This is a genomic window from Oricola indica, from assembly GCF_019966595.1.
Classification (GTDB): Bacteria; Pseudomonadota; Alphaproteobacteria; order Rhizobiales; family Rhizobiaceae; genus Oricola; species Oricola indica.
In genome coordinates this window covers 253,702-279,107 of the sequence record NZ_JAINFJ010000003.1, presented here as the reverse complement: position 1 = coordinate 279,107, position 25,406 = coordinate 253,702, and the positions used below count along the sequence as shown (strand labels likewise).

General features: G+C 60.9%; 22 protein-coding genes and 1 riboswitch. Of the genes, 6 read left to right on the top strand and 16 right to left on the bottom strand.

The genetic code is table 11. The features are described 5' to 3' along the window. Positions 1 to 7 precede the first annotated feature (7 nt). Together LC343_RS10155 and LC343_RS10150 are read left to right on the top strand one after the other, a co-directional pair. A complete protein-coding gene (locus tag LC343_RS10155) occupies positions 8 to 1,033 on the top strand; it encodes a Gfo/Idh/MocA family protein (RefSeq protein ID WP_223477005.1) in 1,026 nt (341 codons plus the stop codon). Further along, positions 1,030 to 2,121: a Gfo/Idh/MocA family protein gene (locus tag LC343_RS10150; protein ID WP_223477004.1), complete on the top strand. Its 1,092-nt coding sequence runs from the start codon at positions 1,030 to 1,032 to the stop codon at positions 2,119 to 2,121. Before LC343_RS10155 ends, LC343_RS10150 begins: the two co-directional genes overlap by 4 nt. A gap of 59 nt (positions 2,122 to 2,180) precedes the next feature. Here LC343_RS10150 and LC343_RS10145 read toward each other — a convergent pair whose 3' ends face one another. The 8 genes from LC343_RS10145 to LC343_RS10110 form a co-directional block, all read right to left on the bottom strand. Beyond that, positions 2,181 to 3,167, bottom strand: coding sequence for a magnesium transporter (locus tag LC343_RS10145; protein ID WP_223477003.1), 987 nt, complete (start codon positions 3,165 to 3,167; stop codon positions 2,181 to 2,183). A gap of 90 nt (positions 3,168 to 3,257) precedes the next feature. Then, a complete protein-coding gene (locus LC343_RS10140; protein WP_223477002.1) occupies positions 3,258 to 4,403 on the bottom strand; it encodes an iron-containing alcohol dehydrogenase in 1,146 nt (381 codons plus the stop codon). Further along, positions 4,400 to 5,782 carry an aldehyde dehydrogenase family protein gene (locus LC343_RS10135; RefSeq protein ID WP_223477001.1) on the bottom strand — a complete coding sequence of 461 codons (1,383 nt, stop codon included), beginning with the start codon at positions 5,780 to 5,782 and terminating at the stop codon, positions 4,400 to 4,402. Before LC343_RS10135 ends, LC343_RS10140 begins: the two co-directional genes overlap by 4 nt. Positions 5,783 to 5,786: 4 nt before the next feature. Then, positions 5,787 to 7,151, bottom strand: coding sequence for a glutamine synthetase family protein (locus LC343_RS10130; RefSeq protein ID WP_223477000.1), 1,365 nt, complete (start codon positions 7,149 to 7,151; stop codon positions 5,787 to 5,789). Between the two features lie 69 nt (positions 7,152 to 7,220). Beyond that, positions 7,221 to 8,267 carry a TRAP transporter substrate-binding protein gene (locus tag LC343_RS10125; protein WP_223476999.1) on the bottom strand — a complete coding sequence of 349 codons (1,047 nt, stop codon included), beginning with the start codon at positions 8,265 to 8,267 and terminating at the stop codon, positions 7,221 to 7,223. A gap of 57 nt (positions 8,268 to 8,324) precedes the next feature. Next, positions 8,325 to 9,647, bottom strand: coding sequence for a TRAP transporter large permease (locus LC343_RS10120; RefSeq protein ID WP_223476998.1), 1,323 nt, complete (start codon positions 9,645 to 9,647; stop codon positions 8,325 to 8,327). After that, the gene (locus LC343_RS10115; protein WP_223476997.1) at positions 9,647 to 10,153 is read right to left on the bottom strand and encodes a TRAP transporter small permease subunit; all 507 of its coding nucleotides are present in this window, start codon (positions 10,151 to 10,153) and stop codon (positions 9,647 to 9,649) included. Before LC343_RS10115 ends, LC343_RS10120 begins: the two co-directional genes overlap by 1 nt. Then, entirely contained in the window at positions 10,150 to 10,965 is an 816-nt protein-coding gene (locus tag LC343_RS10110; protein WP_223476996.1) for an N-formylglutamate amidohydrolase, read from the bottom strand. The genes LC343_RS10115 and LC343_RS10110 overlap by 4 nt, the downstream gene beginning before the upstream one ends. A 124-nt stretch (positions 10,966 to 11,089) precedes the next feature. Between LC343_RS10110 and LC343_RS10105 the strand changes: the two genes are divergently transcribed. Then, on the top strand, positions 11,090 to 11,935 hold the full coding sequence (locus LC343_RS10105; RefSeq protein WP_223477277.1) for a MurR/RpiR family transcriptional regulator: 846 nt from the start codon (positions 11,090 to 11,092) through the stop codon (positions 11,933 to 11,935). 12 nt (positions 11,936 to 11,947) lie between these two features. Here LC343_RS10105 and LC343_RS10100 read toward each other — a convergent pair whose 3' ends face one another. The 5 genes from LC343_RS10100 to LC343_RS10080 all read right to left on the bottom strand — a co-directional run bounded on the left by LC343_RS10100 (position 11,948) and on the right by LC343_RS10080 (position 18,182). Further along, on the bottom strand, positions 11,948 to 12,322 hold the full coding sequence (locus LC343_RS10100; RefSeq protein WP_223476995.1) for a DUF423 domain-containing protein: 375 nt from the start codon (positions 12,320 to 12,322) through the stop codon (positions 11,948 to 11,950). Between the two features lie 73 nt (positions 12,323 to 12,395). Continuing rightward, entirely contained in the window at positions 12,396 to 15,182 is a 2,787-nt protein-coding gene (gene gcvP, locus LC343_RS10095; RefSeq protein WP_223476994.1) for an aminomethyl-transferring glycine dehydrogenase, read from the bottom strand. 8 nt (positions 15,183 to 15,190) lie between these two features. After that, positions 15,191 to 15,559 carry a glycine cleavage system protein GcvH gene (gene gcvH, locus LC343_RS10090; protein ID WP_223476993.1) on the bottom strand — a complete coding sequence of 123 codons (369 nt, stop codon included), beginning with the start codon at positions 15,557 to 15,559 and terminating at the stop codon, positions 15,191 to 15,193. A gap of 4 nt (positions 15,560 to 15,563) precedes the next feature. Next, the gene (gene gcvT, locus LC343_RS10085; RefSeq protein WP_223476992.1) at positions 15,564 to 16,667 is read right to left on the bottom strand and encodes a glycine cleavage system aminomethyltransferase GcvT; all 1,104 of its coding nucleotides are present in this window, start codon (positions 16,665 to 16,667) and stop codon (positions 15,564 to 15,566) included. Between the two features lie 155 nt (positions 16,668 to 16,822). Then, positions 16,823 to 16,906: riboswitch (glycine riboswitch) on the bottom strand. Between the two features lie 160 nt (positions 16,907 to 17,066). Then, positions 17,067 to 18,182, bottom strand: a complete 1,116-nt coding sequence (locus LC343_RS10080; RefSeq protein WP_223476991.1) for a porin — start codon at positions 18,180 to 18,182, stop codon at positions 17,067 to 17,069. Between the two features lie 689 nt (positions 18,183 to 18,871). Between LC343_RS10080 and LC343_RS10075 the strand changes: the two genes are divergently transcribed. The 3 genes from LC343_RS10075 (at position 18,872) to LC343_RS10065 (ending at position 22,352) form a co-directional block, all read left to right on the top strand. Next, positions 18,872 to 19,963 (top strand): porin, encoded by a 1,092-nt coding sequence (locus LC343_RS10075; protein ID WP_223476990.1) that lies wholly within the window; start codon positions 18,872 to 18,874, stop codon positions 19,961 to 19,963. Positions 19,964 to 20,172: 209 nt separating this feature from the next. Beyond that, complete coding sequence (locus tag LC343_RS10070; RefSeq protein ID WP_223476989.1) at positions 20,173 to 21,636, top strand: class I adenylate-forming enzyme family protein; 1,464 nt, start codon at positions 20,173 to 20,175, stop codon at positions 21,634 to 21,636. A 107-nt stretch (positions 21,637 to 21,743) separates the two neighbouring features. Then, positions 21,744 to 22,352, top strand: a complete 609-nt coding sequence (locus LC343_RS10065) for a M23 family metallopeptidase (protein ID WP_223476988.1) — start codon at positions 21,744 to 21,746, stop codon at positions 22,350 to 22,352. A gap of 29 nt (positions 22,353 to 22,381) precedes the next feature. Here LC343_RS10065 and LC343_RS25250 read toward each other — a convergent pair whose 3' ends face one another. The 3 genes from LC343_RS25250 to LC343_RS10055 all read right to left on the bottom strand — a co-directional run bounded on the left by LC343_RS25250 (position 22,382) and on the right by LC343_RS10055 (position 25,397). Continuing rightward, positions 22,382 to 22,666: an alpha/beta fold hydrolase gene (locus LC343_RS25250; protein ID WP_338018582.1), complete on the bottom strand. Its 285-nt coding sequence runs from the start codon at positions 22,664 to 22,666 to the stop codon at positions 22,382 to 22,384. A 45-nt stretch (positions 22,667 to 22,711) separates the two neighbouring features. Then, entirely contained in the window at positions 22,712 to 23,272 is a 561-nt protein-coding gene (locus tag LC343_RS25245) for an alpha/beta fold hydrolase (protein ID WP_338018581.1), read from the bottom strand. A 91-nt stretch (positions 23,273 to 23,363) separates the two neighbouring features. Continuing rightward, positions 23,364 to 25,397 (bottom strand): lytic transglycosylase domain-containing protein, encoded by a 2,034-nt coding sequence (locus LC343_RS10055; RefSeq protein WP_223476987.1) that lies wholly within the window; start codon positions 25,395 to 25,397, stop codon positions 23,364 to 23,366. Between the last annotated feature and the right edge of the window lie 9 nt (positions 25,398 to 25,406).

The window sequence follows — 25,406 nt, the reverse complement described above, 5'->3', positions numbered from 1 at the left end:
GTGTCTCATGAGTGACCTGAAACTCGCCGTGATCGGGATCGATCACCGCCACATCTTCGGCCAATTGGCCGGCATGCTCGACCTCGGCTGTACCTGCAAGGGCTGGTGGACGGAGGGCGAGCCTCAACCCGTCGAAGGGTTCGTCAAGCGGTTTCCCGACATTCCGCGTGTCGCCGACAGGCGTGAACTGCTCGACGATCCGGATATCGATCTCGTTCTGATAGCCGATATTCCGGCGCGCCGTGCCGGGCGTGCGATCGAGGCGATGCGCGCCGGCAAGGACGTGATGACCGACAAACCGGGATGCACGACCCTCGAACAACTCGACGAGATCAGGAAAGTCGTAGCCGAGACGGGGCGCATCTGGTCCATCGATTTTTCCGAGCGTTTCGAAGTGCCGGCGGTCGGCAAGGCGGCGGAACTCGTCCGCGAAGGCCTCATCGGCGACGTTGTTCAGACGGTCGGTCTCGGACCGCACCGGCTCAACCGGCCGACCCGGCCGGACTGGTTCTTCGAGTGCGATCAGTATGGCGGCGTGCTGTGCGACATCGCTTCCCACCAGATCGACCAGTTCCTCTTCTTTACCGGTTCGGATGATGCGGAGATCGTGGCGTCGAGCGTCGGCAATTTCGCCAATCCTGGCGATCCGGGGTTGGAGGATTTCGGCGAGATTCTTCTGCGCAGTGATAAGGGACAGGGCTATATCCGTGTCGACTGGTATACGCCCGACGCGCTGCCGACCTGGGGCGACGGGCGCCTGACGATCCTCGGGACCAAAGGCACCATCGAACTACGCAAATATGTCGATATCGCGGGACGCCCTGGCACGGACCACGTGTTCCTGGTCAATGGCGAGCGCTACGAGCATATCGACGGGTCCGCCGCGCCGCTGACCTATTTCCGCGACCTCGCAAATGACATTCGCGACCGCACCGAAACGGCGATGAGCCAGGCGCATTGTTTCAAGGTCATGGAACTGGCGCTGAAGGCGCAGGCACAGGCCGCCCGGCTCGGCAATCTGAAGGGCGCATGATGCTGAATGTCGCGATCCTCGGCGCCGGAATCGGCGCGAAGCACCTGGACGGCTATCTCGGCTTGCCGGACCGCTACCGCGTGGCCGCGATCTGCGATCTCGACTTGGAAAAGGCGGGTGCTCTGGCGGCGAAAGCCCCGGATTGCGCCGCCGTCTCCGACGCGGATGCCGTGATTGCGGACCCGGCAATAGACATCATCGATATCTGTCTCCCGCCGCACCTGCACGGACCGGTCGCGTTCAAGGCGTTCGCTGCCGGAAAGCACGTCATCTGCGAAAAGCCGGTGGCGGGAAGCGTCGCGGAGGCCGACCGAATGCTCGAGGCGGCGCGCGATGCCGGGCGTATGTTAGCGCCGATCTTCCAGTATCGGTACGGCCGGGGCCTCTACCAGCTTGCTGCGCTGCAGGAGAGGGGGCTTGCCGGGAAGCCTCTTGTCGCGACATTGGAAACGCACTGGAACAGAGGCGCGGATTACTACGCCGTGCCCTGGCGCGGCAAATGGGCAAGCGAACGCGGCGGTGCCGTGCTCGGCCACGCCATCCACATCCACGATCTCGTCACCGCGTTTTTTGGCCCCGTCACCGAGGTCGCGGCCATTCTCGACACCCGTGTCAACGCGATCGAAACGGAAGACTGCGCCGCCATCTCGATGCGCACCATGTCGGGCGGGTTGGTGACGTCTTCGATCACACTGGGCGGCGCGGACGACCGGTCGCGCCTGCGGCTCGTCTTCGACGGGCTGAGCGCGGAGAGCGGCCGCAACCCCTACGCGCCCGGCGAGGATGACTGGACATTCACCGCAAGAAATCCGGACGAGCAACCGTCGATCGATGCGGCGCTGGGCGAGATGGAGGCGGAAATCGCGCGGATGCCGTCCGGATATGTCGGCCAGTTCGCTGCGATTGCCGACAGTCTGGAAGGCAGGCCGGCCCCGGTGGTGACCGCCGAGGACGGTGTGCGCTCCATAGAGCTTGTCGCGGCGATTTACCACGCTGCGCGCAGTGGCGCCCATGTCCATCTGCCACTCGACCGGGATTTGCCGGTCTGCGTCGACTGGGTGCCGGGCGATGTCGCGGTAAGCGGTTAGGCTCGCCCCGCGACCTTGCCCATGGTCGGGGAGTTCGGGGTCACGGTGCGGGTCGAAATCTAGAGCAGGATCGTGACGAAGAAGAAGTAGATCAGCAGGCTGGAGACGTCCTGGATGATCGTGCAGATTGGTCCCGAGCCGAGCGCCGGATCGGAACCGAAACGCGTAAAGGCCCACGGCAGCCCGAACCCGACAACAGCCGAGACGATGCCGCCGCCGAGGACGGCCAGCCCGACAGCTGCGGCGAGCCGGGGATCGCCGAAACTCGCCAGGACCAGAATGGCGGCGATGATGCCGAGCACCGCACCGATCCCGGTGCCCACGACGAGTTCGCCCCGCAGCAGTTTGAAAATGGGGATATCCTCGTCCAGCAGGCCGCGCACAGCAACGGAGACCGCCTGCGTTCCGATGGCCCCCGCGATATAGACGATTGCCGGCACGAAGAAGGCCACAGAGACATTGGCGGCCAGCGAATGCTCGAAACCCGCCATGACGATCGTGATCAGCGACGACGCGAGAAGGCCGAAAAGCAGCCACGGAAGGCGTCTGCGGATACGGTTGCCGAGAGGCGCGTCGAAACCGACATCGGAGCCACGCTCATGCGGCGTGATGCCCGCGAGGCGCTGCAGGTCCTCCATGTGCTCGGCGCGCAGGATTTTCAGGAGCGATTCCGGCGGCACTGCCCCGATCAGCCGGCCTTCGTCGTCGACGACGGGCACGGCGATCATGTTGAGTTCCATGGCGAGAACGGCGATCGCCTCCTGATCGTCGTCGGGACGAACGGCTTCGTGTTCCTCCTCCATGATCTGCCCGATCAGGCAGTCCGTCTCCAGAAACAGGTCGTTGACCCGCACAATGCCTTCCAGTCGGCCGTCGTCATCGGTGACGAAGATCGTGTCGGCACAGTCGAATCTCCGTCCGCGCAGCGAAGCAATGACGCTGTCCACGGGTGTCTTCATCGTGGCGATCGGGATCCCGCGCACCATGTGCGTCGCCGCCGTTTCGTGATCGAAAGCGGTCTGCGGTGTCTGGAGGTTGTCGGTCACGTCGGTCCCCGAAAACGAAAGGCGGGGCCACTGGACCCCGCCTTCGTTACAGCACATTGACGCTGGCTATTCCATCGGGACGGGCTGTCGTCAGATGGTTGCCTCGAACAGAGCGCGCACATTCTCCGCGTTCAGCGTCACCGGATTGCCGCCGCAGGACGGATCATCCAGCGCCATGGGCACCAGCTCATCGAGCCGGGACGTGTCGACACCCATCTCCGACAGTTTTTTCGGAATGCCGAGCGAGTCGTTCAGCGCAACCACGAAAGCCCGGAAGCCGTCGAAGCCGCCCTCGATGCCGAGATAGGCGGCGGCGCGCTCGATGCGCTCCTCGATTTCCGGCCGGTTGAGATCGAGCACGGCGGCCATCACGACCGCATTGGTCGTGCCGTGGTGAGTGTTGTAGACGGCGCCGATCGGATGCGAGATCGCGTGGATCGCGCCGAGACCCTTCTGGAACGCCACCGCACCCATGGATGCAGCCGCCATCATCTGGCCACGCGCTTCGATATCGGTCCCGTCGGCATAGGCGCGTGGGAGGTATTCCTTCACAAGGCGCAGGCCTTCCAGAGCGATGCCCTGGCTCATCGGGTGGAAATGCGGCGAGCAATAGGCTTCAAGGCAATGCGCAAATGCGTCCATGCCGGTACCCGCCGTGATCTTGGCAGGCATGCCGACCGTCAGTTCAGGGTCGGCGATCACCACCGAGGGAAGCACCTTCGGATGGAAGATGATCTTCTTTACATGGGTTTCGGAGTTGGTGATCACGCTGGCGCGGCCGACTTCCGACCCCGTGCCCGCCGTTGTCGGCACGGCGATATTCGGCACGATGGCGTCCGCGTCGGCGCGGGTCCACCAGTCGCCGACATCTTCGAAATCCCAGATCGGCCGGGTCTGGCCCGCCATGAAGGCGACCATCTTGCCGAGATCCAGGCCGGACCCGCCGCCGAACGCGATAACACCGTCATGCCCGCCGTCGCGGAACACCTTCACGCCGGCTTCGAGGTTCTTTTCCGTGGGGTTTGGATCGACGTCCGCGAAGATTGCCGAACCGAGGCCCGCATCGTCCATCAGTTCCAGCGTGCGAAGGGTGATCTCCATCGAGGCGAGGCCCCGGTCGGTGACCAGCAGCGGTTTCTTGATATTTGCCGCCGCGCAGGCTTCGCCGATCTCGGCGATGCGGCCTGCGCCGAAACGGATTGCAGTGGGATAGGACCAGTTGGCTTTGAGGTTCATTTCGTTTTCCTGAGATGGTAGGATTTCGGCCGGGTCAGGTTGTGGAAGCCGATGACGGACAGCGCGCCGCCGCGCCCCGTTTCCTTACAGCCTGTCCAGCACAGCGAGGGGTCCAGATAGTCGGCCCTGTTCATGAAGACCGTGCCGGTCTCGATCTTTCTCCCGATCCGCGCAGCGCGGTCCGCGTCATTCGTCCAGAGCGATGCCGTCAGGCCGTATTTGCAGTCGTTCATCAGCCGAAGCGCTTCCTCGTCATCCTTGACCGGCATGATGCCGACGACGGGACCGAAGCTTTCTTCGCGCATGACTTCCATGTCGTGATTGACGTCGACGAGAATCTGCGGCGCAAGATAGGCGCCGCCGTCATCGGCTGGGAACAGTGCCGGATCGACAAGTCCTTTCGCGCCTTTCGACATCGCGTCGTCGATTTGTGCGCGAACAGTCTCGGCAAAGCGGACATTGGCCATCGGCCCGATGGTCGTCTCCGTATCGAGCGGGTTGCCGAGCTTCAGATTCGACGCCCAAGCTGTTGCCTTCTCGACGAATTCGTCAAAAAGGGGCTCGGCGACATAGATGCGCTCGATGCCGCAGCAGCACTGGCCGGAATTGAAGAGCGCCGCGTCCATCAGCGTGTCGACGGCCCAGTCGAGATCGGCATCGTCCATGACATAGCCCGGATCCTTGCCGCCGAGCTCAAGCCCGATCGGTGTGAAGGTGCCCGCCGCGGCGCGTTCGATGGCGCGTCCGCCGCCGACCGAACCTGTGAAGTTGATGAAATCGAAGCTGCCCGTCGAGATCAGCGTTTCGCTTGTCTGGTGGTCGAGGAAGATGTTCTGGAACACGTCTTCCGGAACACCGGCCTCGACGAAGGCGCGCACCATGCGCTCGCCGACCAACAGGGTCTGTGTCGAGTGCTTGAGAATGACCGCGTTGCCCGCGATCAGGGCGGGGGCCACCGTGTTGATCGCCGTCATGTAGGGGTAGTTCCACGGCGCGATGACGAAGACGATCCCGTGCGGTTCGCGTTCGATGCGGCGCTCGAAACCGGGGCTGTCCTCGGTGACGATCGGGGCAAGCGCGCTCTCGGCGATCCCGGCCATGTAATCGGCGCGTTCCTTCACGCCGCCGAACTCGCCGCCATATCGGACAGGGCGGCCCATCATGTGCGCCAGTTCGGTGACGACTTCGTCACCCATAGCGCCGAGTGTTTCGACACCCGCCTGCACAACCGCGATGCGTTCCGCCAGCGGCCGTTTCGCCCATTCCTTCTGCGCGGCGCGGCCACGGGCGAGCATCGCCTCGGCATCCGCCAGCGAAACCACCGGACGCTCGGCAAAAATCGCGCCGTCGATCGGCGAGATACATTTCAATACAGTCATGATGTTATGCCCTTTCAAAGCCGCGGGCGATTTCCCAGTCGGTCACGACGCGGTCAAACTCTTCCTGCTCCCATTCGGCAGCTCTTGTGTAGTGGTCCACCACGTCGTCGCCCATCGCCTCGCGGAGAAATGCGGAATTGCGCAGGGTTTCCGTGGCTGCGCGCAGCGTGGAGGGGATTTCGCCCGCCTTCTTGTCTTCATAGACATCGCCGCTGGTGGGCGGTGCGAGGTCCATCTTGTCCTCGATTCCCTTGATGCCGGCTGCCAGCATGGCCGCGAGCGCCAGGTAGGGATTGATGTCGGAGCCGCCGATCCTGCATTCGACGCGAATGCCTTTCGTGCCGTCTCCGCAGAGCCGGAAGCCGGCGGTGCGGTTGTCGACCGACCAGACGGTCTTCGTGGGGGCGAAGGTACCCTTCATGAAGCGCTTGTAGCTGTTCACATAGGGCGCCAGGAAGAAGGTGTAATCCGGCGCATAGGCGATCAGTCCCGCCATGTAATTGCGCATGAGTTCCGACATGCCGAGTTCGGAATCCTTCTCGTAAAAGGCGGGCTTTCCGTCCTTCCACAAGGATTGATGGACATGTGAGGACGAGCCGACGCGGTCGTGGTGCCATTTCGGAAGGAACGTCGCCGCGTGGCCCTGCTGCCAGGCAATTTCCTTCACCGCATGTTTCGCGATCGTATGATGATCGGCGCAATCGAGAGCCGCGGCGTAGCGGATATTCAGCTCTTCCTGTCCGGATTCGGCTTCGCCCTTGGAATTCTCGACGGGAATGCCGGCGGCATAGAGATGATTGCGGATCGGCCGCATGATCGCCTCTTCCTTGGTGGTCTGGAGGATATGATAGTCCTCGTTGTAGCCACTGATCGGATCGAGCTCGCGGAAGCCGCCCTTGCGGATGTCGTCGAAGCTTTTCTCGAACAGGAAGAACTCGAGCTCGGTCGCCATCATGGCATCGAAGCCCATGGCTTCGAGGCGGGCGAGTTGCCGCTTCAGCACGGCCCGCGGGGAGTGCGGAACCGGTTCATGCGTGTGATGATCGAGCAGGTCGCACAGCACCATGGCCGTGCCGGGCAGCCACGGCACCGGACGCAGCGTATCGAGATCCGGCTTCATGACATAATCGCCATAGCCGGAGCGCCAGCTCGTCGAGGCGTATCCGTCCGGCGTTGCCATTTCGAGGTCCGTCGCCAGCAGGTAGTTGCAGCAATGGGTTTCCTCGTAGGACGTTTCGACGAAATTCTGCGCGTGAAAACGCTTGCCCATGAGCCGGCCTTGCATATCGATGATGCAGACGAGCACCGTGTCTATGCTGCCGTCGCCGACAAGTTTCTTCAGCGTGTCGAAAGTCATGTTACCGGGCATTTCGGGGAACCTCTTCAAACGGAAGGACGGGGCGCACATGCGCCCCGCCGCTTGGATGTTTTATGCCGATCAGGTGTAGCGGTACGGACGTCCCGCCTTGGCCATGTCGGAGTTGTACTTGCGGAAGATCTCGACGACCTTTGCCTTGGTTTCGGACTCGGCCGCGATCTCGTCCCAGAACTTCACGGCAGCGTCTTCGACCGTTTGCCATTCGGCGTCCGGGATCGTCGTCAGCTGCATCTTGTCGCCGTTGACGCGCAGATTTGCCTCGCCGCCCCAATACCAGTGCTGACGGTAGTAGTGCGAGCTTTCGAACGTCACCATCAGCAGTTCCTTGAGGTGGTCCGGCACTTCGTTCCAGCGATCCATATTGGCGAAGAAATGGCCGATCCAGGCGCCCGAGATGTTGTTGGTGAGGAAGTAGTTTGTCACGTCGGCCCAGCCGACCGTGTAATCCTCGGTGATGCCCGACCAGGCGATGCCGTCAAGCTCGCCGGTCTGCACCGCGACCTCGATGTCTTCCCACGGAAGGGTCACGGGCACGACGCCGAACTGTGCAAGGAAGCGCCCGGCGGTCGGGAAGGTGAAGACGCGCTTGCCCTTCAGGTCCTCGAGGCTGTTGATCGGATCCTTGGTCGCGAAGTGGCACGGATCCCACGAGCCGGCGGAGATGTGCTTGACGCCGACCTTCGCGTATTCCTCGTCCCAGATTTCCTTCAGGCCATACTGGTTGAACAGCACCGGCACGTCGAGCGAATAGCGGCAGCCGAAGGGGAAGTAGCCGCCGAAGACGGTGACTTCTGTCGGCGAGGCCATCGAGTCGTCGTCGGACTGAACGGCGTCGATCGTGCCGTTCTGCATGGCGCGGAACAGTTCGCCGGTCGGGACCAGCTGATCGGCGGTGAAGAGTTCGATCTCCATCTCGTCGCCGGCGATCTTGTTGAAGCTGTCGACGGCCGGCTTGATGACATGCTCGGCCAGCGCCGGACCTGCATAGGTCTGAAGCCGCCACGTGATCTTGGACTGGGCGATCGCGGGTGCGGCGAGGGTGCTGCCGGCCGCAACGCCGGCTGCGCCGATACCGGCATTCTTGATGAAACTGCGTCTCGTGGTCATGGTCACCTCCTGGGTGGTTGCTGAGTTTATGCACTCGCCCCGTGGACCGGGGTCTCCTTATCTCCCGTAAACCTGTTCCGGCAGCCAAAGCGCGATCTGCGGAAACGCCATCACGATCGCCAGCGCGAAAACCATCACGAAGACGAAGGGCACGATCGAGCGATAGATATCGCGCAGACCGATTTCCGGCGGCGCCATGGCGCGCATGAGGAACAGGTTGTAGCCGAATGGCGGTGTCATGTAGGCGATCTGCGTGGTGATCGTGTAGAGCACGCCGTACCAGATCAGATCGAAGCCGAGCGCCCGCACCAGCGGAATATAAAGTGGCGCGACGATCACCAGCATGGCGGTGTCGTCGAGGAACGTTCCCATCAGGATGAAGCTGAGCTGCATCAGGATGAGGATCGCCCAGGGAGACAGCCCGAGCTGTTCTGTGAAGAAGCTCTCGATCGCCTTGACCGCGCCGAGTCCGTCGAAGACCGCGCCGAAACCGAGCGCGGCGAGAATGATCCACATGAACATGCAGGAGATCGCCAGCGTCTGCCGCACGGAGGTCTCGAAGACTTCCTTTGTCATCCGGCCCTTCACGACCGCAGCCAGGAATGCCGTTACCGCGCCGATGGCTGAACTTTCCACGAGTGAGGTCCATCCGTTGACGAAGGGCACCATCATCGTCGCGAAAATCACAAGCGGAAGGATGCCGGCGCGCAGAAGCCTCAGCTTCTCCGCCATCGGCACGTCGCGCTCTTCCTTTGACAGAGCCGGGCCGAGTTCGGGATTGATGCGGCAGCGGATCGCGATGTAGAGCACGAAAAGCCCGGCCATCAGCAGGCCCGGAATGATCCCGGCGAGCCACAATTGTCCGACCGGCTGGCGGGCGATCATCGCGTAAAGCACGAGCACGACGGATGGCGGCACGAGGATTCCAAGCGACGATCCGGCCTGTATAACGCCGGTCACCATCAGCTTGTCGTAGCGGCGCTTGAGCAGCTCGGGCAGGGCGATGGTCGCGCCGATCGCCATGCCGGCGACCGACAGTCCGTTCATCGCCGAGATCAGCACCATCAGCAGGATCGTGCCGATGGCGAGCCCGCCATTTATCGGCCCCATCCAGACGTGGAACATCTTGTAGAGGTCGTCGGCGATCTTCGATTCCGACAGCACGTAGCCCATGAAGATGAACATCGGCAGCGTCAGAAGCGGATACCATTTCATCAGCTTCATGGCTGCGGAGAAGGGGATGTTGAAGCCGCCCGTGCCCCACAGCAGGATGGCTGCCGCCGCCGCGACGAAGCCGATCGCGCCGAAGACGCGCTGCCCGGTCAGCAGCATCAGCATCATCGCGGAGAACATCGTGATGGCGATCATCTCGTAGGACATCAGATGGCCTCTCCGCGGATGCGAAAGATGTCCTTGATGAGTTCGGAAACGCTTTGCAGGATCATCAGCACGAAGCCGACGCACATCGCAATCTTGATGGGCCAGAGATAGGGCCGCCAGGCGGTCGGGCTGCGTTCACCGTATTTCAGCGAGTATTCCGTGCTCTCGATGCCGCCGAGAAGCAGGACGACGAGAAAGAAGATCAGGAACATCACGGTAAAGCAGTCGAACCACGCCTTCGTCTTGTCGGACCATCCGCCATAGAAAAGGTCCATGCGCACGTTGGATCCCAACTGAATGGAGTAGGGGCCGCCGAGAATGTAGTAGGCGACCATCGCGAACTGCGCGGTTTCGAGCGTCCAGAGCGAAGGGAGAAAGAAGGTCTTCGAGATCGATGACCACAGCAGGATCGCGATCATGACGAAGATGCCGTACATCATGATCCGCCCGAGCCGGCGGTTGATTGCATCCACGATGCGCACGTAACTGCGGGCAAGCGAACTCATCCCGACTGCCTCTTTCCGACTGCTGAATGCACCGGATGCTCACATGCCTCCAGCCCGCGTTCAATCATTTTGGCGAGCGACGAGGCCACCTGCTCGGCGCCTGCGTCATCAGCGACGAAATCGTTGCGAATTTCGATCATCACGTTGAGAAGCCCGGCCTCCAGCGCGTGTTCTTTCAAGGTGTGGGTGACGCCGTCCTTTGGACCGTAGGGCTCGTTGAGGGCCGTCTTCAGTGACGTGAATTCCGGTGCGGCGGCCAGCATGGCGGTCGCCAGCCGGTCGTCGGTGTCGTGCAGCAGGCCGAGTTCCACCTTGCGTTCGACGCCGAAGAAGCTCGGTGTGAAACTGTGGATCGTGACGACCGCGGGCAGCGCTGGTCCGCGACCGACGATGGTTTCCGTGAGAAGCGCCCTGAAAGGCTCGTAGACTTCCGCGATACGCGCCTGCCGCTCGGCGGTCGTGAGGTTGGCGTTGGCGGGCGCCTCGATCAGTTCGCTTCTCGCGGGAATGGAATCCGGCGCTTCCGGCGGCCGGTTGCAGTCATAGACAAGGCGCGAGACGCGCGAGGCGACCAGTGGGGCGTCGAGCAGGGCGGAAAGGCGCGATGCGACTGCGAGCGCACCGATGTCCCAGGCCGCGTGCGACAGCCGGTCTTCCGAGCGCAAGCCGAGACCGGCGGTGCTCTCGGGCATGTAGGCGCTGGCATGTTCGCAAACGAGCACGATAGGCGCGCCGCCGTCCGGGTTGATGACCTCGGCGGCAGGTTCCTCTGACGGCGCGAGGATGGCGGCTCTGTGTGCGTGGGCTTCCATGCGTATAATTCATTACAACAAAAAAGTTTCTGTCAACATCGTTTCAGTAGACAACGCTACATTTTCGGAGTTACCTCCCGACACGAAAGGAGCGCCCGTGGCTGAAACGCTGCCATCGGTGAAAATGCGCATCCAGGAGCGCATGGAAACACTGACGCCATCCGAGCGTCAGCTGGTCAGCGTGTTGTTGCAGGATTACCCGGTTTCCGGCCTTGGATCGATCACCGAGGTGGCGCGAATGGCGGGCGTTTCGACGCCGACCGTGATCCGAACGGCGCGGAAGCTCGGCTTCGATGGCTTTCCGGACATGCAGGGCGCGATCCGAGAGGAAATCGCCGCGCAGATCAAGGAGCCGATTTCGCGGCGCGACGCGGGGCGCGCCAATGTCTCCGACGAACACACGCTCAACCAGTTCGCCGACTCTGTCTCCTCGAATATTCGAAACACGCTGCAACGTCTCAACCCCGAGGCGTTCGACGCGGTCGTCTCGATCCTCGCCGACCCGAAACGCCACGTCTATCTGGCGGGCGGCCGCATCACGCGGTCAAACGCGGACTATTTCTTCAATCACCTTCAGATCATTCGCGCGAACGTGACTTTGCTCAGCCAGTCGCCGAATGTCTGGCCGCAATATCTGCTCGATATCGACGACACGGCGGTGCTCGTCCTGTTCGATATTCGCCGCTACGAATCGGACATGCTCAAGCTGGCGCGGCTGGCGCGCGATCGCGACTGCAGCATTGTCCTGTTCACGGACCAGTGGGGATCGCCGATCAGCCGTCTTGCCGATCATTGCTTCCATGCGCTCGTTGAGGCGCCGTCGAGCTGGGACTCGACCATCGCCATCATGTTGCTTGTCGAAGCGCTGATCGCCGACGTTCAGGCGGCGAGGTGGGAGGAGTCCAAGGATCGTATCGAGGAACTCGAGTCGATGTTCGGAAAGACGAAGCTGTTCAGAAACCAAAACTGACAGGGGCAGGCGTCATGCTTCCCGTGACGGGCTGAACGCCGAAGCCGCGACAGCGAGCCAACCCGCCATCATCGCGATACCACCGCTTGGCGCGGCCATGGCAAAAAGCCGGTCGCCGGCAAAGGCCCGCATGGCGATATCCGCGGAAAAAAGGGCCGCGCCGGCAAAGAGCAGCAGGCCGGCGAGCCGGAGAATAAGGTCTTTTCGGCCGGAAAGGCCAAGCGCCAGCATCGCTGGCGCGTGCGCGAGACAGACGAGAGCTACCGAACCGAGCAAGCGCGGATCACTCGCCGCATGCGCGCTTGCCGCGGCCGCCGCAACGCCGCCGATCCCCAGAATGCCCGCGCCGAGCAGCATGGCACGGTTCTTGTCGGCTGGTTGCGTCATCGGGTTTCTCCTTCCCGGCGCATATGCGGTTAGCGATGCGCCGGGACAAGCCTGCTTGCCGCTACCTTTCGCCTCAGCCGCTGGCCGCGTAGCTTTCGACCGGCGGGCAGGTGCACACCAGATGCCGGTCTCCATGCACATTGTCGACGCGTGCGACCGGCGGCCAGTATTTCGAGGCCGCCGTATCGCCTCCGGGCGTCGCAGCCAGTTTGCGCGGGTAGGGATGGGCCCAGTCATCGGCCAGCACATCGTCGGCGGTGTGCGGCGCGTTGATGAGCGGATTGTCGCTGCGCGGCCATTCTCCCTGCATGACCCGCTCGGCTTCGCCCGCAATCGAGATCATCGCGTCGCAGAACCGGTCCAGTTCCGCCTTCGGTTCTGATTCCGTCGGCTCGACCATCAGTGTCCCGGCGACTGGCCAGGACATGGTCGGCGCGTGAAAACCGTAGTCGATCAGGCGCTTGGCGATGTCTTCCACCGTCACGCTTGCCGTGTGCTTGAAGATGCGCGTGTCGACGATGCACTCATGCGCGACACGGTTCTTCCGGCCCTTGTAGAGAATGGGATAATGCGGTTCGAGCTGCGTCGCGATGTAGTTGGCCGAAAGAATCGCCATTTCCGACGCTCGTTTCAGGCCCTGCGCGCCCATCATGCGGATATACATCCAGGTGATCGGCAGGATCGACGCGCTGCCATAAGCCGCTGCGGCCACCGCATTGTCGGTGCCCTCAGAGACATGTCCTGGCAGGAACGGAGCGAGATGCGCCTTGACCCCGATCGGGCCAATGCCCGGTCCGCCGCCGCCATGCGGAATACAGAAGGTCTTGTGCAAATTCATGTGGCAGACGTCGGCGCCGAAATCGCCGAGCCGCGCCAGCCCCACGAGTGCATTCAGATTGGCTCCGTCCAGATAGACCTGTCCGCCGTGTTGATGGACGATATCGCAGATTTCGCGGATACCTTCCTCGAAGACGCCATGCGTCGACGGATAGGTGATCATCAGTCCGGCGAGACTGTCCGCATTGGCCTCGGCCTTCTCCGTCAGGTCGCCGATATCGACATCGCCAGTATCCGTGCATTTGACGACGACAACGTCGAGCCCGGCGACATGGGCGGATGCCGGGTTCGTTCCATGCGCGGAGGAGGGGATCAGGCAGACGGTGCGCTGATCGTCCCCGCGCGATTCATGGTAGCGCCGGATTGCAAGAAGGCCCGCATATTCGCCCTGGCTGCCGGCATTGGGTTGCAGTGAAACCGCGTCGAGCCCTGTGATTTCCGCGAGCCAGTTTTCCAGATCGGCAAACATCGCGTGATAGCCCTCCGCATGCGCCTTCGGCGCGAAGGGATGCAGATTGGCCACTTCGTTCCAGCTCACCGGCAGCATTTCCGCTGCCGCGTTCAGCTTCATCGTGCAGGAGCCGAGCGGGATCATGGCCCGGTCGAGCGCCAGATCCTTGTCTGCGAGCCGCCGCAGGAACCGCATCATCTCGGTTTCCGACCGGTTTTCATGGAAGACCGGCTGGGTGAGGAAGTGAGCTTCGTCTCGTCGCAGGGGCAGCGCTTCCGAAGCGGAAGCCGGCAGTTTCTTGCCGAAAAGTGCTGCCAGCGCGTCAAGATCGGCGTCGGTCGAGGTCTCGTCGAAGGTGACCGAGACCGTGTCTTCATCGATCACGCGAATCAGTCTGCCGCCGGCTTCCGCTTCCTTGGAGATTTCCTTCGCCTTGCCCGGAGCCGGGACGGTAACGCTGTCGAAGAACCTGGTGCCCGTCACGCCGGCGGCTGTCGCGAAGCGCGCCGCCAACCCGTGCACCTGCTCTGCAATGGCGCGCAGTCCTTTCGGCCCGTGCCAGATTGCATAGGCCGCCGCCATGTTGGCGAGCAGCGCCTGCGCGGTGCAGATATTGGAGGTCGCCTTGTCGCGGCGGATGTGCTGTTCGCGGGTCTGCAAGGCCAGGCGGTAGGCCGGCCGGCCCATGGCATCAACCGATTCGCCGACCAGACGGCCCGGCAATAGCCGCGTTAGCGCATCCGACACCGCCATATAGCCGGCATGCGGCCCGCCATAGCCAAGCGGAACGCCAAAACGCTGCATCGAGCCGACCGCGATATCCGCACCCCATGACGCGGGTGTTTCGAGCAGCGTCAGCGCCAGCGGATCGGCGACGGCGACGATCAATGCGCCGGCATCCTTCGCGCGCGCAATCGTGTCTTCATGATCGCCATACACACCTTTGGTATCCGGCCATGAGACGACCACGGCAGCGGTGTTCTCGCCGATATCGTCTGCGATGGTCATGCCAAGCGCATGGCAACGCGTCCGCACGACATCGAGTGTCTGCGGATGCGGTTCGCCGACAAAGCCGATTTCGCGCCGCTTGTCGCGATGATGGCGCAACGCCACGCCGACGGCTTCCGTCACCGCCGTCGCCTCGTCCAGCAGCGAGGCGGATGCGACGGGCAGGCCGGTCAGTTCCGCCACAAGCGTCTGGAAATGGAACAGGAGTTCCAGTCGTCCTTGGCTGATTTCCGGCTGGTAGGGCGTATAGGCGGTGTACCAGGCCGGATTCTCGAACAGGTTGCGCTGGATCACCGGCGGCACGTGGCATCCGTGATAGCCTTGGCCGATGAAGCTCTTATTCACCGTGTTGCGCGCCATCACGGCTTGCAATTCGCCGAGCGCCTGCGCCTCGCTCGCGGGCTCCGGCAGGTCGAGCGGGCGATCGAGCCGGATAGCCGCCGGCACGGTTTCGGAAATCAGCGTCTCAACGGAAGGTATGCCGATCTTCGTCAGCATGGCGCGGATATCCGCCTTGGACAGGCCGATATGACGGCGGTCGAATGCGCTTGTCGCGGCGTTCATGGCGATCCTCAGTCCAGCGAGTTCTTGTAGGCGTCGGCGTCCATCAGGCCTTCGAGCTGGCTTTCGTCGGCGATGCTCATCGTCCACAGCCAGCCATCGGCCTCCGCAGCCGAATTGATGAGACCGGGCTCGGAGGTCAGCGCCTCGTTGACGCTCTTCACCTCGCCATCGACCGGCGCGTAGACGTCGGACGCCGCCTTGACCGATTCGACCACCACCAGTGCGTCACCTTTCGAGACACTGGCTCCGGGCGACGGCAGTTCGACGAAGACGAGGTCGCCGAGTTGCTCCTGGGCATGTTCGGTGATGCCGACGGTCGCCACGCCGTTTTCGACGCGGATCCACTCGTGGTCTTCGGTGTAATAGGTGGTGCTCAAGGGTTCATCCTTTTTGGCTGCGTTTGACGATGAAGGGAAGTTTGGTCACGCGCATCGGCACTGGCCGTCCGCGGACATCAGCGGTGACCTCGGAGCCGGGCTCAGCCAGATCGATGCGCACATATCCCATGGCGACGGGGTGCTCGACGGACGGGCCGAACCCGCCAGAGGTGACGCGTCCGGCCGGTTTGCCGTCGCCGTCGGTCAGAATCGCTCCGGCGCGCACCGGTTGCCGGCCTTCGGCTTGCAGCCCGACGCGCTTTTCCACCGGGCCGGAGGCGTGGATTTCCGCCAGCCGTTCGGCGCCGATATAGGAGCCACCCTCGCGCAGGCTTTTCGGAACAGCCCAAGTCAGTCCCGCGCTGATCGGGTCGGTCGATTCGTTGAGATCGTTTCCGTAGAGGCAAAGACCGGCCTCGAGGCGCAGGCTGTCGCGCGCGGCAAGGCCGATCCATTCGACGCGTTCGTCCATGACGAGATTGTCGGCGAAGGCCTCCGCGCGGTCATGGGGCAGGGCGATCTCGAATCCGTCCTCGCCGGTATAGCCGGAGCGCGTCAGAAACCAGCCGGGCCGCGGTTCCATCCCGCTCATGAAGGACATTCCAGTAATGTCGAAACCCGAATCGGCCATGACCTCGGCCGCGTCCGGCCCCTGTAGCGCCAGAAACACCCGATCGAGCGGTTCGATCGTCGCATTCATGCCCTGGAGCGCATCGCGCATCCAGGCTTCGTCCGCTTCGGCACGCGCCGCATTGGCGACAATCATGAAGCGGTCGTCGGCAAGGCGGGTGACGATCAGGTCATCGAGGATTCCTGCTTCGGTGTTGAGCAGAAAGGTATATTTGCTCGCCCCGATCGCTTGTGAGCTGGCGTCCACCGGACAGATTCGGGCAATGAACGCCGCGGCGTCGGCGCCAGCCACCTCGAAAAGCCGCATATGCGAAATGTCGAACAATCCGGCATGGGTCCGCGTGTGCAGATGCTCCTTCATCACGCCAAGCGGATAGGAGAGGGGCATGGACCATCCGGCAAACGGGCCGAATTTCGCGCCCGCGCGTTCATGCAGCGTGTGAAGTGGCAGTTGTTTCGGCGAATCACTCTCGGTCATCGGCAACCTTTCCGTCAGTCAGCACGACCCGGCCATCGGCGATGGCGGGATGTGCCCCTCTGTCGGAAGCCTGAGAGACTCGCATTCCCGGAACTCTGTCGGGAACACTTACACCTTCGGCGCGGGGCATATGCCCCGACTTTCCAGAGTGCCTTGATCAGTCAGCGGTTCTTTTTGCCTGAGAGATTTCGGGCGATTTCCCCTTCGGCGGCCTTTCGGCGCTCTCCCACTGACGGACCGGGCCGAAACCCGTGAGCTGGTTGGAGACTAGCGCGGGGAAAGGTGCGTGTCACGCCGATTCCGTAGACAGGGCTCCAATCACGCAGACGGTATGAAGCGTACACAAAAAAACCCGGCGGTTGCCCGCCGGGTTTTCATCAACTGACTTGCGTCAGGCGATTAGAACGAAGCCTGGAAGCGGAGGAAGTTCCTCCAGCCCGTGCCGTCGTCAAGTCCGCCCGGACCGGCAACGCGATTGGCGTCGCGGAAATCCCAGTACTCGACATTGGCCTTGATCGCCAGGTTGGCGGCCAGGGCGTAATCGACGGTCACACCGGCGGTCCACATGCGGTCGTCAGACTCGCTGCCGAACTCGTCGTTGCGCCACTGCACCCAGGAGAAGCCCGGAGTAACAGTCATCTTGTCGCTGACCTGGGCCGCATAGGACGCCTCGGCGACCCAATGCAGGTGACCATCGTCGCCCGGATCAGGGCTGTCAGACGTCGCTGTGGCGTACATGGACGTTCCCGTACCGGTCAGGTTGCCGCCCTGGTTCCAGGTGAAGCGACCCTGCAGCGTGCCCGGACCGATATCGGCCGAACCGCGAACGACTACGCCGCCCGATTCCATGCCGAGATCGTAGTAACCGACCACAGTCGCTGCGATGGCACCCGACGAGAAGCCGAGCATGCCGGTCACACCGAACTTGGCGCCATCGTCATCAGACCAGACAACACTATCTGCAGCTTGGTCGATCGACGCACCAAAGCTGATCGCACCGGCAGTACCGGAATACTGGATCGAGTTGAACTTGTTGGTCAGGCCGTTCGAGTCGGTTTCACCGTTGATGCCGTTGTCCAGGAAGCCACCGAAGTAACCCATGGTCAGGCCAGCGAACGACAGCTTCACAACGTCGAGATCGACATCACCGCCACCCGGGGTTTCGAACTCGACATAGGTTTCGATCGGGCCGATTTCGCTGTCGGTCCAGGACGAAATGTTGAACTGGCCGGTCGAAGAAAAGGAAACCTCGGCTTCGTCGCCAACCTCGGTAGCCCAGTTATCGCCGACTTCGCTGTCGAAGGACACATGGCCAATCTCGAAACGGGCCCAGCCTGCGATCTTCAGGCAAGTTTCGGAACCCGGGATGTAGAAGTAGCCGGCACCGGCCGCATCGCAGACGCGGACGTATTCGACCATTTCCGGTTCCGGAATGATCACGGCGTCGGCAGCTCGAGCGCCGGATACAGCGACGAGGGCCGCTGCGGAGCCGAGAAGTAGGCTCTTGATTTTCATTGTCTGACCTCCAGTCAAAGTTTCGACGGATCAAGGCGCCAATGCTTTATCAAACGGGTTGCCCCCAGCCGGCATTAGCAACTTCACCCCATGGTTGAAAGATCGACGAACTTCGCCCATCCCGGATCGCAATGCCGATAGATGTTCGTAATTCGGCCGAATCGGCCCGAGTTCAGGAGCTCGGTCAGGGGGAATTGAGTGGTTTGAATTTAGATCGAGGCTCCCGTGCCAATTTGCGGGGGCAATCCGCGCTGCATCCGGTTGATGTCGATTGCGCACGATCTGATTTCTTCATTCCCGCAGGATGAACGAAAGAGAGTCGCCGTCAGCGGAGTTTATTATGATGAGTCGTTTTGACGGCCCGCAGCTCGACTGCCGTTTCGAATCGAATCGTTTACGAACTCTTTCGTCTGACAAATTATCTGTTTGTTAGGGTTTGACCGGATTCCGGCGTTTTTGCGCGGAGGTGCCTGCGAAAGCCGTGTCATTTCTGCAACATTACCTCAAGGAAGGTGTGCCGATCCGCATTTTCAAGGCCTTAGCCTGTTGCGCAGGAATCTGCTTTCGGTATTTATCGTTTCGAGAGTTGGACATGGAAGTGTGCTTCTTTCGAACCAGGGGATGGGACAGGTCGCTGTCCTTCAGCAAATTACCCAGACCCGTTTTTAACTTTGACTGGAGGTCAGACAATGAAAATCAAGAGCCTTCTCCTCGGCTCCGCAGCGGCTCTCGTCGCTGTCTCCGGCGCTCGCGCTGCCGACGCCGTGATCATTCCGGAACCGGAAATGGTCGAATATGTTCGCGTTTGCGACGCGGCCGGCGCCGGCTACTTCTACATCCCGGGTTCCGAAACCTGCCTGAAGATCGCAGGCTGGGCGCGTTTCCAGATCAACCATAATAGCTACGATTTCGACCACATGGACGGAAATAGCGAAGATTGGATTGGTTACGACGATCCTCATGAAGATGGCCATGTTTCGTTCGCATCGACCGGTCAGTTCAATATCTCGTCCTGGACCGACAGCGAAATCGGCCCGATCGAAACCTATGTCGAGTTTGAAACCGCAGGTGGCGGTACTGTCGATCTCGACGTTGTGAAGCTGTCGTTCGCTGGCCTGACCATGGGTTACTTCGGTGGCTTCCTGGACAACGGCATCAACGGTGAAACCGACAATAATGGTCTCGCCGACAAGTTTAACTCGATCCAGTACATGGGTACTGCTGGTGCGATCAGCTTCGGTGCTCAGATCGATCAGTTCGAAGAAAGTGTTGTCTGGGCTGAGGACGATGGCGCCAAATTCGGCCTCGAAGGCATGCTCGGTTTCACCTCTGGAGCAATCGGTGCGTCTGTCGTAGGTTTCTATGACTTTGGCGCTGACGGTGGTGGTTTTGTGGTTCGCGGCTCTGCCGATATCGGTATGGGCACGCTGCAGGGGCGCTTTACCTGGGCTGAAAATGTCGCTACTGGTTATACCGGCGGCGCGCAGAGCCCGGACGACAACGGCAATCTCCACTGGGTTGCTGAGGCTTCTTACGCTGCTCAGGTTGGCGACAAGCTGACGCTGACCCCTGGTTTCTCCTGGGTGCAGTGGTACGACGCTAACGGCAATTCCTCGGAAGATCGCATGTGGACTGCCGGCCTGACCGCCGATTATACGATCGCGGCCAATCTGGCGTTGAAGGCCAATGTGGAGTACTACGATTTCCGCGATGGAAACCGTGGCTCTCCGGAAGATGGCACGGGCTGGAACAGCTTCCTGCGCTTCCAGGCTTCGTTCTAATCGTCTGACGCAAGTCAGTTGATGAAACCCGGCGGGCAACCGCCGGGTTTTTTTGTGGCGTGGTACCTGTGTTTTTAGTGGTGGTGGGATTTCGGCGCTACCTTGACTGCTGCTATGATTGCTATGAGACCCGTGTACGGAATTCGAAATGATTTTTAGCCTGCTTCAGAAATTGCTATTAAGTAATTTCGCGGGAGCACGAGAGCCATATGAGCCAAAAAATGATCGACTTTTTCAGTGAAATCAATCGCCAGGCCAAGCATTTTCCGGCATCGATAGCGCTGATAGGGCCGGGTATTCATCTCAGCTATGAAGGTCTGTCGCAGTCGATTAATAATATAGCCACACGGGTTTTATCGCTCGGAATTGAGCCGGGCAGTCTTGTCGCCGTTCATTCAAGAAACCCCAACATAGATTTATTGACAAATCTCGCATTGATGAAAGCGGGTATGACCGTTGCCTTCAGCAACAGTCCGTCCGCTTACATCAGTCACGACATTGTTTTTGATGTGTTGATATCTGATGTCGTTCCGCCCCCTGATCAGAGGTTCGGATTCAGAAAAAGATTGCCGTTTACAAAGGATTGGACTCAGCCGCATCAGTTCTCGAGACGTCCTATAAAAAGCAAACCGTTCGGCGCGCTTTTCGCTTCCTCAGGGTCAACCGGTACGAATAAGCTATATCACGCGAACAAGAAGAACATAGATTTTAGAATAAACCTGAAGGCTTCGGAAAAATTTTTTGAAGGGGTTCCTCGCTACCTTCCCCTAATGCTTTCTAGTTCAATGGTCAGTGTTATTGATATCATGATTACGCTAGCGAAAGGTGGTCAGGTAATTTATCTGCCTTCCATGTCTTCCGCACAGGCGTTAGATGCTGTCGCCATTTATCAGCCCAACTATGTTGCAGCATCTCCATTTACGATTACAGAAATGGTTGAAATTATTAGAAAATACCCGCGAAAAATGCGAAAGATAGATCAATTATATACGGGTGGGTCTTATTGTGCGCCCGAAATTCTCGCTGCTGCGAATGAATTAATTACCGATAATATTGTTCCGGCGTATGGTTTGACGGAATTGGGCTTGGTTGCGATGTCTCCCCTGAGGGAGATCGAGGGTATCGAAGGGGCGGTCGGCAAGCTTGTATCGGGAATGGAGGTCGAGATTGTGGATGATGCAGGTAAGCGGCTGCCAGAAGGTCAGGTAGGGGAGATTCGGATTAGGCCGCCCTCGGCTGCGCCGCTGGGATTATTCCAGAATAATCGCCGAATAGAGATCATGGATGGGGATTGGTTTAGCCCTGGTGATTTCGGTCATATCGAATCGAGCGGTTTGTTGGTGACGACCGGTCGGAAAAAGAACGTGATCAATATTGGGGGGAATAAGCATGATCCGGAGCGTATAGAAGATTTGCTGAGGCAATTGGACTTGGTATCTGATATTGCTGTCGCAGGTGTCACCGGGTCATCTGGATTTGACGAAATATATGCTCTGGTTTGTTCGGAAGAAAGGCCGGAAGTTGAGACTATAAATAAGAAAATATTGGAACTGAATTATAAATTTAAAATACGTACGTTATTTAGCGTCGAAGAGATTCCTCGGACTGCCGGCGGTAAAGTAAAGCGAGAGGAGGTGATGGTGCAAATTAGGGATCAGATATCACGAATGTAGGAAAAATGTGTACAGAAAGAATAAAAATAGCGATAATATTCGCGTGTTGCGTTTGTGTCAGCAGTTGCGTCTCTGAATACGGCGATGCGGCGAAGTATCTGGGCGACGTGAAAGCCAAGATCGCGGTCTCTATGCCGGCCAACGCTCCGTCGATCCGGCAGGAATTCCGGATTGGCAATATCCCCGGATCCGACAACGGCGTGCCCTATAGTCACGAAGGCATCGATGTCGTCGCGAAGATCGGTACGCCGGTTCTTGCCGCAGCACCCGGGCGCGTGACCCGTTCCTATGTGGAGCCGATGTACGGAAATCAGGTCGTCATCGATCACGGCATTGATGGCACCGGGCGCAGGACCCAGACGGTTTACAAGCATCTGGACAAGCGGATGGTCTCTGTCGGAGACACTGTGGTTCGCGGGCATCAGATCGGAACGCTGGGCCGCACGGGAGCACTGGCGGCTGGTATCCTGCATCTGCATTTCGAAATTCGCCGCCAGATCAAGCCGGGCGGACGCGGGCTGATCCCGATCGATCCGCATCGCCTCTGGGCGAATGGGGAAGGGCGCGTCACCTGTTTCGATCCCGATGTCGCGATCGATGACACCGTTTTCCGCGCGACCTATCCGGTCCTCTGTCGCGGAAAGGGGCCTGCTGCCGTACCGCCGCCTGAACAGGCCATTGGCTCTCTCGCAAACCTGAAACGGCCCGAAGGCTGACAGCTGCGAGCGGTAATTGATCGGGCGGGCTATGTCCCGGCCTGATCCAGAAAACGCTGAATCATTTGAGGCAAGCCTGCCGTGTGGAGCAGAGGCGCATGCCCTTGGCCTTCGACATCGACACATTGCAGCCCGGGGTGGCGCGCCGCCATTTCATCGACGGTCTCTTGCGACAGCAGTCCGGAATTCTCTCCCCGAAGAACCATCACGGGTATATCGCGTAGCGCGTCGAATTGCGGCCAGAGTGCCGGCAGTTCCTCACCGGGTACCAGAGCGTCGAGCGTTTTCCCGAGCGCCGGGTCGTGATCGGCCACTAGCGTGTCTCCGATCTGCCTGAACTTCGCATGCGCCTCGTAGATTCAGTCCTCTTCATTCAACGCGGGAAAGGCCTTGCCCATAAGGGATTTCTGGATCGCGATGGCCTCGGACCAGTCCTTCGGTTCGGGCGGATTTGCGAGCATCGCGCGAATGGCCAGGAGGCTCTCGATCCCGATGACCGGGCCGACATCGTTCAGGATGACGGCGCGCAGGAGCCCGGGTCGCATCGCGGCGATCGCCATGGCGATCAGGCCGCCCCGCGAGGTGCCGATGAGCGTTGCCCGATCGATACCGAACTCGTCGAGACCGGCAATCACGTCCTCGGCTTCCGTCAGGATGTTGTAGCGCGTCCAGTCGCTGTCATGATCGGACAATCCGCGGCCGCGATAGTCGAAGCAGATGACCCGGCGTGGCGGCGCAGCGTCTTCTGCGAGATGAACCGCGAGACGGGCAAAATCCCGCGCGTTTCGGCTAAGACCGGCAAGACAGATAACCGGCAGCGTCTCGTCGTTTCGCACGCCGTAATCGACCGCATGCAGTTTCAGACCGTCGGGCGCGGGATAGAAGACACTCTTGCCGCGCTTCGTTTCGTTGATGACCATTGTACGAAGTGATTGTCTACAGGTTTCGGGGGCAGGCGCGAGATGAGGCCGATTGTTTATGGTTTTCAGCCGGTTGCGAAGATTTTCGGAATCAATCTGTCCAACCGAACCGGAGGTCGTTTGCAATATCCGTGGGTTCGCCGAAGCGCGCCTTGTAGACTTGCAGGTTTTCCATCACGCGCTGCACGTAACCGCGAGTTTCCGTGAAGGGGATTTGCTCGACCCAGTCGACCACCTCGTCCAGCGGCTTGCCGCGCGGGTCGCCGAAACGCTCGATCCACTGGCCAACGCGGCTGGGGCCGGCATTGTAGGCGATGAAGGTCAGGATATAGGAGCCGCCGAAGCGATCGAGTTGGCGCTTCAGGTATTCCGTGCCCAGTGTCGCGTTGTAGGCGCCGTCCGAATTGAGACGTGACGGCTGATAGGCAAGTCCGGCCTGTCGGGCGACCTCCTTGGCCGTCCCCGGCAGCAATTGCATCAAACCGAGTGCGTTCGCGCGCGATCTTGCGGCGACGTTGAACTCGCTTTCCTGGCGCGCGATGGCATAGGCGAGGGGCCTTTCCTCCGGTTTGATCGGGGTCGAGGCCGGAATTGCGCCGATGGGATGCGTCAGTGCTCCCGTTTCGACGCCACGCCACTGGGCCGCCTTGGCGATGCGCAGGGCAGTGAAGCGCTCTTCTATCTTCTCCCAATGCGCGACCAGTTGCGTGACCGACGGCGTGTTTTCCAGTTTGCGGCCGAGCCCATAGGCCATCTTGCGGGCGAGATCGGTGCGCCCGATCTCCTGCAGCCTTTGCATGGCCGCTACAGGTTCCGTCGAACGGAAGCGGCTGGTGTCGTCGGGTGTCACCGAAGGCCGCTTGATACCGGAAAGGTCAAGGCCGAGGCGTTGGCGGGCGAGCTGGCCGTAAAAGGTCATCTCCAATTCGGCCGCGCGCTTGTAGTGCGTTTCCGCCTCCGGCGATTCCATCGCTTCATAGGCACGGCCGAGCCAGTAGGCACCCCGGGCCCGCGAGATCGCGCCGCTGGAGAGATTCTCGATCAGGGCAAAATGGGCTGCGGCCTTCTTTGGATCCTTCAGGCCGCGCAACGCGTACCAGCCGGCGTGAAAAGCCGCTTCCACCTGCGTCTCCGCAGAGCCGCCGCGATGCATCGAGGCGATCCGGTAGGCCGCCTCGTGGTTTCCGTGCTCGAATGCGTCGCGCGAGATGATGCGCCGTTCCGTCCACCATTCGTCCGGATCGACCAGTTCGTCCGGCTCGACCGGTGATTCGAGCAGCAGTTTGGCGGCTTCGTCATCGCGTTCCTTGCGGCGCAGCCATTTGATCTTCGCAAAGAGGAGATGCGGCGAATTGCGCACGCTCTCGTCGGCTTCGTCGAGGAGTTCGAGCGCATTCTTGTGGAGGCGGATCGCCGCCGACCACGGATCGAGGAACGGCGCCATTCCGGCCGATTGCGCAACCCGCTCGGCGGCCCGGATACGGTCTCGATACATCAGCGCTAGGAAACGTCGGCGGTGATCGTCCTCTGTCAGAACTTCGGAGAACTCGGACAATATCTGCAATTCGCTGCGCACATCGAGCGGCTCGGTCGTCCACCAGGGCAGCAGCGCCGCGCGGGCGCCCTCGACGTCGTCGAGGCTGATGCTGGCGCGCGCCAAGGAAATCGCGCCGGCCAGCGTTTGTGGCGTCTTGTCGGCATAGGCGGTGGCGATTTCCTTCGGAGAATGATCTTCGCGTGCCAGCGCCCGCTCGTAATTGGCGCGCAACCGGGACATGTCCGGCCAGCCTTCGAGGGCGCGCATCGTAGCCGCAATTTCATCCGAGCTGATCGCTGCGCGACCGGAATACGCGGCGACCCAATCGACGATCCGCCCGTCGAGGCTGTCTTCCGGCAGGTTGCGCCTCAATTTCCGTAGGCTTTCGAAGTCGCCTCCCTCCAGCGCTTCGAGCGCTTCGACGAGATGTGTTCGTGCCGGAGCTTCTTCCGGTCCGTCCATCGCGATGGAGGCGGTCGTGCGCTGATCCACCCCCGGCGTCGAATCGCTGAAAACCAGCGCTCCGATCACGGCGGCATGCAGACCTGCGACTGCGGCGAATATGGCTGGGCGGCGTGACAATGGCATGGCTCTTCC

Excerpts from the sequence above, each read along its gene's own strand:
- LC343_RS10155 (WP_223477005.1), top strand. The coding sequence starts at position 8 with ATGAGTGACCTGAAACTCGCCGTGATCGGGATCGATCACCGCCACATC.
- LC343_RS10150 (WP_223477004.1), top strand. The coding sequence starts at position 1,030 with ATGATGCTGAATGTCGCGATCCTCGGCGCCGGAATCGGCGCGAAGCAC.
- LC343_RS10140 (WP_223477002.1), bottom strand. The coding sequence starts at position 4,403 with ATGAACCTCAAAGCCAACTGGTCCTATCCCACTGCAATCCGTTTCGGC.
- LC343_RS10135 (WP_223477001.1), bottom strand. The coding sequence starts at position 5,782 with ATGACTGTATTGAAATGTATCTCGCCGATCGACGGCGCGATTTTTGCC.
- LC343_RS10130 (WP_223477000.1), bottom strand. The coding sequence starts at position 7,151 with ATGCCCGGTAACATGACTTTCGACACGCTGAAGAAACTTGTCGGCGAC.
- LC343_RS10125 (WP_223476999.1), bottom strand. The coding sequence starts at position 8,267 with ATGACCACGAGACGCAGTTTCATCAAGAATGCCGGTATCGGCGCAGCC.
- LC343_RS10120 (WP_223476998.1), bottom strand. The coding sequence starts at position 9,647 with ATGTCCTACGAGATGATCGCCATCACGATGTTCTCCGCGATGATGCTG.
- LC343_RS10115 (WP_223476997.1), bottom strand. The coding sequence starts at position 10,153 with ATGAGTTCGCTTGCCCGCAGTTACGTGCGCATCGTGGATGCAATCAAC.
- LC343_RS10110 (WP_223476996.1), bottom strand. The coding sequence starts at position 10,965 with ATGGAAGCCCACGCACACAGAGCCGCCATCCTCGCGCCGTCAGAGGAA.
- LC343_RS10105 (WP_223477277.1), top strand. The coding sequence starts at position 11,090 with ATGCGCATCCAGGAGCGCATGGAAACACTGACGCCATCCGAGCGTCAG.
- LC343_RS10100 (WP_223476995.1), bottom strand. The coding sequence starts at position 12,322 with ATGACGCAACCAGCCGACAAGAACCGTGCCATGCTGCTCGGCGCGGGC.
- gcvP (WP_223476994.1), bottom strand. The coding sequence starts at position 15,182 with ATGAACGCCGCGACAAGCGCATTCGACCGCCGTCATATCGGCCTGTCC.
- gcvT (WP_223476992.1), bottom strand. The coding sequence starts at position 16,667 with ATGACCGAGAGTGATTCGCCGAAACAACTGCCACTTCACACGCTGCAT.
- LC343_RS10080 (WP_223476991.1), bottom strand. The coding sequence starts at position 18,182 with ATGAAAATCAAGAGCCTACTTCTCGGCTCCGCAGCGGCCCTCGTCGCT.
- LC343_RS10075 (WP_223476990.1), top strand. The coding sequence starts at position 18,872 with ATGAAAATCAAGAGCCTTCTCCTCGGCTCCGCAGCGGCTCTCGTCGCT.
- LC343_RS10070 (WP_223476989.1), top strand. The coding sequence starts at position 20,173 with ATGAGCCAAAAAATGATCGACTTTTTCAGTGAAATCAATCGCCAGGCC.
- LC343_RS25245 (WP_338018581.1), bottom strand. The coding sequence starts at position 23,272 with ATGGTCATCAACGAAACGAAGCGCGGCAAGAGTGTCTTCTATCCCGCG.
- LC343_RS10055 (WP_223476987.1), bottom strand. The coding sequence starts at position 25,397 with ATGCCATTGTCACGCCGCCCAGCCATATTCGCCGCAGTCGCAGGTCTG.